Origin of the sequence: Nonomuraea salmonea, assembly GCF_042428605.1 — a bacterium.
GTDB lineage: Bacteria > Actinomycetota > Actinomycetes > Streptosporangiales > Streptosporangiaceae > Nonomuraea > Nonomuraea salmonea.
Genome location: NZ_JBHMCF010000060.1, coordinates 71,130 through 79,116 on the forward strand (window position 1 = coordinate 71,130; position 7,987 = coordinate 79,116).

General features: G+C 72.0%; 9 protein-coding genes. 4 read left to right on the forward strand and 5 right to left on the reverse strand.

Features of this window, described 5'->3' with window-relative positions; genetic code table 11:
• Positions 1-213: 213 nt before the first annotated feature.
• Entirely contained in the window at positions 214-582 is a 369-nt protein-coding gene (locus ACFFR3_RS47335; RefSeq protein WP_379485312.1) for a hypothetical protein, read from the forward strand.
• A 13-nt stretch (positions 583-595) separates the two neighbouring features.
• Here ACFFR3_RS47335 and ACFFR3_RS47340 read toward each other — a convergent pair whose 3' ends face one another.
• The 4 genes from ACFFR3_RS47340 to ACFFR3_RS47355 form a co-directional block, all read right to left on the reverse strand.
• Positions 596-1,864, reverse strand: coding sequence for a pyridoxamine 5'-phosphate oxidase family protein (locus ACFFR3_RS47340; protein ID WP_379485313.1), 1,269 nt, complete (start codon positions 1,862-1,864; stop codon positions 596-598).
• A gap of 163 nt (positions 1,865-2,027) precedes the next feature.
• Entirely contained in the window at positions 2,028-2,366 is a 339-nt protein-coding gene (locus ACFFR3_RS47345; protein ID WP_345405808.1) for a transcriptional regulator, read from the reverse strand.
• Positions 2,363-2,818: a hypothetical protein gene (locus ACFFR3_RS47350; RefSeq protein ID WP_379485314.1), complete on the reverse strand. Its 456-nt coding sequence runs from the start codon at positions 2,816-2,818 to the stop codon at positions 2,363-2,365. The genes ACFFR3_RS47345 and ACFFR3_RS47350 overlap by 4 nt, the downstream gene beginning before the upstream one ends.
• A gap of 295 nt (positions 2,819-3,113) precedes the next feature.
• Positions 3,114-3,983, reverse strand: coding sequence for an alpha/beta fold hydrolase (locus tag ACFFR3_RS47355; RefSeq protein WP_364372495.1), 870 nt, complete (start codon positions 3,981-3,983; stop codon positions 3,114-3,116).
• Positions 3,984-4,087: 104 nt separating this feature from the next.
• Here ACFFR3_RS47355 and ACFFR3_RS47360 point away from each other — a divergent pair, with 104 nt between their 5' ends.
• Together ACFFR3_RS47360 and ACFFR3_RS47365 are read left to right on the forward strand one after the other, a co-directional pair.
• Positions 4,088-5,020 (forward strand): squalene cyclase, encoded by a 933-nt coding sequence (locus tag ACFFR3_RS47360; protein WP_379485315.1) that lies wholly within the window; start codon positions 4,088-4,090, stop codon positions 5,018-5,020.
• 212 nt (positions 5,021-5,232) lie between these two features.
• Positions 5,233-6,462, forward strand: coding sequence for a phospholipase D-like domain-containing protein (locus ACFFR3_RS47365; protein ID WP_345405823.1), 1,230 nt, complete (start codon positions 5,233-5,235; stop codon positions 6,460-6,462).
• Positions 6,463-6,511: 49 nt separating this feature from the next.
• On the opposite strand, the gene ACFFR3_RS47370 is transcribed toward ACFFR3_RS47365, so the two are convergent.
• Positions 6,512-6,715: a hypothetical protein gene (locus ACFFR3_RS47370; protein ID WP_345405826.1), complete on the reverse strand. Its 204-nt coding sequence runs from the start codon at positions 6,713-6,715 to the stop codon at positions 6,512-6,514.
• Positions 6,716-6,776: 61 nt separating this feature from the next.
• Here ACFFR3_RS47370 and ACFFR3_RS47375 point away from each other — a divergent pair, with 61 nt between their 5' ends.
• Positions 6,777-7,931, forward strand: coding sequence for a DUF3500 domain-containing protein (locus ACFFR3_RS47375; RefSeq protein WP_345405829.1), 1,155 nt, complete (start codon positions 6,777-6,779; stop codon positions 7,929-7,931).
• Positions 7,932-7,987 lie beyond the last annotated feature (56 nt).

A 7,987-nucleotide genomic window follows, 5' to 3' on the forward strand; every position in this document is an offset into this window, starting at 1 on the left:
TGCAGGAACGCGTAGTACGCGCGCGGGTTGCCGGGCACCGTCACGAACCGGAACCCGCTCGGCGCCGTCTCCCCGTCCTTCGGTGTCCTGCTTCCTGCGTGTCGTGTGGTTCGCGGGACATTCGTCCGGGAGGTCCGCGCTGGATGACGGGGTCGCCGGGAAAAGGAGATGCTCCGGAGGAGATTTGTCGGTGGCGTTGGGCAGAGTGACCGCATGACCGAGTCACCAGCCGGCATCGCCATGTCCGACCCCGCCGCCCCCACCCCGGCTCCCACCTCCGCCAACGTCACCCCCGTCACCCCTGTGGCCCCCGCAGCGAGCCACGGCCCGCCGGAGCTCGCCACCCCGGCCGGCGCCGATCAGTCGCTCGTCTGCACCGTCTGCCGGGGAGTCCTGGTGGGGGTGCCGGCCAGCGCCTACACGGTGGCGCGCGGCCGCCTGATCCTCGCCAACGGCTACTGCAAGGGCAGGTGCGCCCCCTCCAACCGCACGAACGGCGGCAACCCCGGGCAGGGCGGCGCTTCTGGGCAAGGTGATGGCGCCGGCCAGGCCGGCGGTCCTGGGCTGGGTGGTGCGCCCTGACGGAGTCTTCGGCTCAGCCGTTCTGCCGTACGTGCCGGTCGCCGGCACCGGTCGCCGTATCAGGGGTTGGCAGGTCGTAGCCCTCCTTGCGCAGGGCCCGCCGGTAGGTGGCGTCGATCGCGCGCCGGAGCAGTCGCGCGAAGACGGCGAGCAGCTTCGCGAGGCCGCGCAGGGCGGGTGTCTTCGCGGCGAGTTGCCGCGTCGTCGAGGCCATCAGCTCGGTGCGGGTGGCGTCGTCGGCATGTCCGGACGCGTCCCAGACGTTCGCGTCGGCCAGGGCCTGGTTGTGGCGCACCTCGGCGTGTTCCACGGTGACGACCAGGGCGAGCTGGGGCACGGCGCTGCCCTGTGCCATGCCGGCCAGCAGGTCCGGGTCGTCGGTCGGTACGGCGGTGCCGCTGAGACGCAGTACGTCGGTGCTCCCCGGCACCAGCGCGGCTGCCGAGGTCCGGCCGTCGGTGAGGAGGTTGCGGGAGGTGTCCGCGCGCTTGTTGCCCCGGCGGTCGGGGATGGCGAGCGTGTGCCCGTCCACTACTCGTACGAATCCGGGCACGTCGCCGCGCGGGCTCGTGTCACTACTCCCGTCGCCGTCCCAGGAGGACAGGACAAGGAACGGCGTCGCCGCCAGCACGTCACGAACGCCGGGCTCTGACAACGGGCCGCCGGGATCTTCCGCATCCGCAGGCGGCTGCCCAGGGGTTCCTGCGTGAGCCGGCGGCCGGAGGTGATCGCCCACAGCCTCTGGCAGTCGGCTGGCCGCCGGTCGGCCGGGAGCGTCCTTGCCCCGCTGGGCGGGGTCGCCGGTGGTGAGCCGCTGTTGGCCTGAGGGGCTCCACAGGCGGGAGCGGAGGATGGCCCGGGCGCAGTGCACATAGGCCTGTTCGACGGTGATGACCAGGCGGCCGGGTGTTCGCTCGGTGACCGTGCCGTTCACGCGCAGGGTCTCGCCGACGCCGGGCAGCAGGAAGACGAAGGAGACCGGGCCTGACACGTCCAGATCTGTGGCGATGGCCAGGCGGGTGGGTGATTCGGGGTGGGCGAAGCCCGGCGAGCCGCCGATCATCGTCGTCCGGGGGTGGCCGCCGGCGTCGAGGTGGCCGAAGCCGGCGAGTGAGGCGAGGGCCAGCATGTCGCGGCAGGCGTCGTCCAGCTCGGCGAGTTCCTTCTTCCGTACCATCGCGGACGGACGCCCGATGATCGCTTCGAGTTGCTCGGCCGTCGTGATCCGGTTCTTGACGGTGGCCGTCTTTCGGGCGGTCGGAGGCATGGCGTTGCTCGTCATGAGAGACCTCAGGGGTCGGGATGGACAGGACGGTGTGGAGTCACGCTGTCCGGGCGCGGGGCAGCACGACAGCGGCCCCATCTCCCATGGGGCGTGCCATGCGCTCACGCCGGCGGATCTGGTCAGGGCAGGGCGGTAGCAGTGGGGCTCGCTGGGGTGATCGTCACCGGCGTCGTCCGGGCTCGGGGGACGATTCGGCGGGCGAGGTCGTTTCGGCTGGGGTGTCGAAGAGGGCTTTGAGGGCTTCGACGTGGTCGGCGTAGGCGCGGCGGCCCTCCGGGGTGAGGCGTACCCAGGTGCGGACCCGGCCCCGGCCGGTCGGTTTCGAGATCGTCAGATAGCCGGCCTCCTGCAGCACCTTGAGATGCTTGCTGAGCACCGAGTCGGCCACGCCGAGGACGTCGCGCAGCATCCCGAACTCGGCGCTGGACGACGCGGCGAGGAGGGCGCAGATGCGCAGGCGGTTCGGGGCGTGCACGATCTCGTCGAACCGCCCCGTCATGTGCCCGCCCTGAGGCCCGCCCTGAGGCCCGCGCGGAGGTCGGCGTCGAACCGCCGGCACAGCACGACGGTGCCGGCGCACTCGACCGCGGCCAGGCCGTATACAAGCCACTGCGGGCCGGTCGCCGCTCCGGCCGCGAGCGCTCCGACGAACGTCAGGCCGGTGAGCACGCCCAGCATGCCGAGCCATCGGCTGGCGGGCCCGGCTTCGTACCCGGACACCCAGACACCCGTCAGCCGGCGATAGGCGCGGGCCAGCAGGGCACTGCACGCGATCAGCAGGAGGAAACCGCCGACCTTGACGAAGACGTCGCCGAGCCCGAGGGCGAGCACGCATCCGCCCAGCAGCGCCGCGAAGCCGGGGTGATACCACCACGGCGTGACCAGCCGATCGGCCAGCGCCGCGCGCACGCTCGCGATGGCGGCCAAGCCGTCGGCACCGTGACTTTCCATATCGGAAAGTCAATCACTTTCCAACAAGGAAAGTCAACGCACGGGCTCCAGCGCGGTGCGGAGATCAGTGGGCATTGGGCGGGGAGCGTCGTGCCTCCCGCCGTGTGGCCGGTGCCAGGCGGGAGGCGGTTGTCGCGTGGTCTGTCTCAGGTGGGGAGAGTCCTGGCTTCCGGCCTGTGCCAGAGGAGAGCCCTCGCCCTGCGGCTCGGCTCAAGTGGGGAAAGCACCGTCGCGTGCCCGTGCCAGGGGGAGCCTCCTCTTAGGTGGAGGAGGCTCCCCCTGGGGCGGTCGGAGGTCAGGCGGAGTCGAGGACTTCGCGGAGTCGGACGGCGAAGGCGTCGGGCTGGCCGGCGTAGCCGAACTCGTCGTCCAGGAAGCCGCCGTGGTGGCTGGGGAAGACGGTGGCCTTCTGGCCCAGGACGGTGGCGAGGGCTTCGGCGGTGCGGGCGGTGAGGATGCCGGTCGACTCCTCGCCGACCGCGATCACCACGCGGGTGGGGGCGGCGAGGAGGGCGGCGGTGTCGGGGCGGTAGTCGCTGACCGCCCATGAGCGGTCCGACAGGAGCGGGTCGTCGCGGGAACCGTCGTCCTCCGTCGGCATGCCGTACGCGGCGGGGTCGGGGGCGGGCTGGGCGAAGTAGTCGTCGGTGAACTCGCCCTGCCACGACGTCAGCCCCATGAAGGCGGCCATGCCGGCGCCCCAGCCCTTGCTGTCGTACGCCTTCTTGACCCCGGCGCGGGCGCGCAGGGCGGCCTCGGCGTCGGGCAGCAGCGGCATGACCGGCGGCTCGTGCGCCACCAGGGTGTGCACGTCGCCGGGGTGGGCGGCCACCAGGGCCAGCGCGGTCACCGCGCCGCCGCTGCTGGCGAACATGTCCACCGGGCCGCCGACGGCCTCGATGATCGCGTGGACGTCGCCCGCCTGGGTCTCGGGGGTGTGGTCGTCGCGGCCGTCCCTGCGGACGCTGCGGCCGAGGCCGCGCGGGTCGTAGGTGATCACCGTACGGTCGGTGAAGCGCGCGGCCAGCGCCCTGAACCCACTGGCGTCCATCGGCTGGCCGATCATGAACAGCGGCCGATGCCCGCCCTCGGCCGGCGACGGGCCGTGGACGTCGTAGGCCAGATCGACGTCATTGGTCTTGAGCAGGTGTGTCCTCATGCCCATGGAGACCTCCGCTGTTCGAAGAACTCATCGGTGCCGGCCGGCCGACTTCATCCAGCGTACGGGATGCCGTTGATAGCGGTTCCCGCATGGCGTACGGTGCGGCGATGGACGTGATCAGCTGGTTGCTCGACTCCGACCCCGCCATTCGCTGGCAGGTGCTGCGCGACCTCACCGGCGCCGCGCCGGAAGAGGTCGCCGCCGAGCGGGAACGCGTGGCCACGGAAGGCTGGGGGGCCAGGCTGCTGGCCCTGCAGGGCGCCGGCGGGATGTGGGACGGCGGCGCCTGCTTCCCCAAGGACTACACCGGTGGCGAGCCGGGTCAGCCCTGGACGACGACCCTGCACACCCTGCAGACCCTGCAGATCTTCGGGCTCGACCCGGAGTCGCCGCAGGCCAGGCAGGCGGTCGCGCTGGTCGGCGAGCACGGCCGGTGGGAGCACGCCGGGCAGCGCTACTTCGACGGCGAGGTCGAGCCGTGCATCAACGGCAGGACGGTCGAGACCGGCGCCTACTTCGGGGTGGACGTCTCGGCGATCGTCGCCCGGCTGCTGGACGAGCGCCTGGCGGACGGCGGCTGGAACTGCGAGGCGGAGAACGGCTCCGTGCGCTCGTCGTTCCACACCACGCTCGGCGTGCTGGACGGCCTGCTCGAGTACGAGCGCGCGACCGGCGCCGACGGGAAGGTGCGGGAGGCGCGGCGCGCGGGGGAGGAGTTCCTGCTGGAGCGCGGCCTGTTCCGGCGCAGGAGCACCGGCGAGGTGGCCGACCCGGCGTTCCTGGAGTTCGCCTTCCCCTACTACTGGCGGCACGACGTGCTGCGCGCGCTCGACTACTTCCGCCGGTCGGGGGCCGCGCAGGACCCCCGGATGGCGGAGGCCGTGGAGATCGTCGAGGCGAAGCGGCAGCCCGACGGCCGCTGGCCGCTCGACCGGGTCCACCCGGGACGCGTGCATTTCGCGTACGAGGAGGGCGTCGGGCGGCCGAGCCGCTGGAACACCCTGCGCGCGCTCCGGGTGCTCGCCTGGTGGCAGAGCTGAGGACCGCGCCCGCACAAAAGCGCCGCACGAAGGAGAAAGCGCCGCACGAAGGAGAAAGCGCCGCACGAAGGAGAAAGCGCCGCACGAAAAAGAAAGCGCCGCACGAAGGCGAAAGCGCGACACGAACGCCTCGCGTGAACGCGGTGCCGGCGGCGGCGTGCGCTGCTAGCGTCAGGAAGCGATCTTCATAGTCGCCGGGGAAAGGACAGCCGTTGTTCCGCCGCATCCTCGTCCTGCTCGCCACCGCCGCCACCCTCTTATCCCTGACGACCGCGCCCGCCCACGCGGCCGTCGCCACGGAAGCCGTCTTCAACGACCCGGTCAGCGCCCCTGCCGCCATCCAGGACCGGATCGTGCAGCTCATCCAGGGCGCCGACCCCGGCTCCACCATCCGCGTGTCGCTGTACTACGCCTCCGACGCCACCATCCCCAACGCCCTGATCGCGGCCAAGAACGCCGGCCGCAACGTCCAGGTCGTCTTCGACAAGAAGATGGCGGGCACGGCCATCCAGGCCGCGCTGGCGGGAGCGCTCGGCACCGACACCGGCCAGAGCTCGTGGGTGCTGGTGTGCCCGAGCGGCCGTGGCTGCATCGGCGACCGCCCGCTGTACGGGTCGGAGTCGCTGAACCACAACAAGTTCTTCCTGTTCTCCCGCACCGGCGGCACCGACAACGTCGTGGTGCAGTCGTCGGCCAACCTGCACACCGGCCGCGACGGCTTCAAGGGCTGGAACTCCGCGCTGGTGCTGGCCGGCAACGCCGGCATCTACAACGCCTACGCCGCCTACTTCACCGACCTGAAGAACCGCCGGGTCGACAACAACTACTACGACACCCGCACGCCGGTCACCTCGGGAGCCGCCAAGGTGCACTTCTACCCGCGCCAGGAGGGCAACGGCAGCCCCACCGACCCGGCCGAGGACACCCTGACCACGGTGCTCGACCACGTGACGTGCACCGGCAACAGCGAGGTCGGCACGGTGGACGGCACCCACCGCACGATCGTGCGGGTCGCGATGGGCATCTTCAGCCGTACGCACCTGGCGCAGAAGCTGCTCGCCCTCGACAGGGCGGGCTGCTACGTCGAGGTGGCGGTCAATTACAACAAGGTCAGCGCCTCCGAGGTGTCCTCGATGAACGAGCTGGTCAAGACGACGGGCGCGTACAACGGGATCAACGTCCGCTATTACTGCACCGCCGACCCGATCTGGATCCACTCCAAGTACCTGCTCGTGGAGGGCAAGTACTACGGCGTGCCCGACCGGAAGATCGTCTGGACCGGCAGCCACAACTGGAGCTGGAACTCCCTGCGCCAGGCCGACGAGGCGCTGCTGCAGCTGGAGGACAACACGATCTTCGACCGGTTCCGGTCGAACTACTACGCCGTACGCGTCGGCAGCGGCATCCGCTCGGCCGGGAACGGCACCGCCGCCCGCTGCTGACCGGCGAGGCGGACGACGTCCACGAGCAGGTCGGGGGAGCAGTGGCCGGTCATCGCGCCGTCGGCGCCGCGGTCCGCGCGGCCTTCGCGTAGCAGGCGACGACGGCGTCATCGGTACGCGGCGTGTGCGGCGGGCTCGCCATCACCCCTGCCGCGCGCCGCGCCATGACCTCCCCTGCCGGCTCCCGCGTCGCCGCGAAGCCCGGCGCGGACATCCCGGCGACCACGACCGGCAGCGCCGTGCGGTCCAGCACGGTCGCCACCTTCCCATCGGATATCCATGTACCGATCATGCTTGATGACAGGATGGACGCGATGGAGACAGACAAGGACGCCGAACGCGAGCTGGTGTCGGAGATGGCGGCCGTCGCGGCCGAGTTGCTCGACGGGTTGCCCCAGGAGCTGGCCGCCCGGGCGATGCTGGCGCCGTTCGGTGACCAGGACGTGGAGGAGGAGCGCGTCCGCTGGTTCTACACCCCGACCGACCACGGCGGCGTGCCGCTGAACGAGCTGGACCCCCGGCGGCAGGGCCTGGTCATGCGGCTGCTCGCGACCGGTCTGAGCCGGCCCGCGTACGTCACGGCCTGCACCGTGATCGGCCTGGAGAACGTGCTCGACGCGGTGGAGGGCTGGGGCACCGACTGGGGCAGGGAGCGGGGCCGCGACCCCGGCCTGTACTGGGTGCGCGTCTTCGGCCGGCCGGGCGAGCGCCTGTGGGGCTGGCGGGTGGGCGGCCACCACCTGTCGGTGAACGTGCTGATCCACGACGGCACGATCGCCGCCGCGACCCCGTCGTTCGTGGGCGCGGACCCCGCCACGGCGCCGCTGCCCGGCGGCACGCTGCGCCCGCTCGGCGGTACGGAGGACCTCGCCCGCGACCTCATGACCTCCCTGGGCCGCGAGGAGCGGGCACGGGCCCTGCTGCACCCGCGCGCGATCTCCGACATCGTCTCGGGCAACCGCGCCCGCGTCCGCCCGGGCGACCGCATGATCCGCGTCCCCGAGCTGTTCCGCGGCCCGATGCGGGAGCCGCGACTGGCCGCGCAGGCCGCCAGGATCGACGAGACCGCCGAGCGCGGCACCGGCTACACCGAGGAGGACCACGCGGCGATGGCGCTCACCCGCGAGCCGCGCGGGCTGCCCGCCGCCGATCTGACCGCCGGTCAGCGCGAGGTGCTGCGCGCCCTGCTCGACGTCTACACCGGCCGCGCACCCGAGCCGGTGGCGGCGGCCTACCGGCGCCACTACCTCGCCGACGACCATCTCGACCAGGTGCACTTCGGCTGGGCGGGCGCCGTCGAGCCGGGGGAGCCGCACTACTACCGGCTGTCCGGGCCGCGCCTGCTCATCGAGTACGACAACACGCAGCGCGGCGCGAACCACGCGCACTCGGTGTGGCGAGACCCGGACGGCGACTTCGGGCTCGACGTGCTCGCCGCGCACCGGTCCGGCCGGCCGCACCGGCACTAGGGCGTGTTTCAGAAGTGGTGGGCTCATAGCCAGGCGTCGATCACGGCGAGGTGAAC

Excerpts from the sequence above, each read along its gene's own strand:
- ACFFR3_RS47335 (WP_379485312.1), top strand. The coding sequence starts at position 214 with ATGACCGAGTCACCAGCCGGCATCGCCATGTCCGACCCCGCCGCCCCC.
- ACFFR3_RS47340 (WP_379485313.1), bottom strand. The coding sequence starts at position 1,864 with ATGACGAGCAACGCCATGCCTCCGACCGCCCGAAAGACGGCCACCGTC.
- ACFFR3_RS47345 (WP_345405808.1), bottom strand. The coding sequence starts at position 2,366 with ATGACGGGGCGGTTCGACGAGATCGTGCACGCCCCGAACCGCCTGCGC.
- ACFFR3_RS47350 (WP_379485314.1), bottom strand. The coding sequence starts at position 2,818 with ATGGAAAGTCACGGTGCCGACGGCTTGGCCGCCATCGCGAGCGTGCGC.
- ACFFR3_RS47355 (WP_364372495.1), bottom strand. The coding sequence starts at position 3,983 with ATGGGCATGAGGACACACCTGCTCAAGACCAATGACGTCGATCTGGCC.
- ACFFR3_RS47360 (WP_379485315.1), top strand. The coding sequence starts at position 4,088 with ATGGACGTGATCAGCTGGTTGCTCGACTCCGACCCCGCCATTCGCTGG.
- ACFFR3_RS47375 (WP_345405829.1), top strand. The coding sequence starts at position 6,777 with ATGGAGACAGACAAGGACGCCGAACGCGAGCTGGTGTCGGAGATGGCG.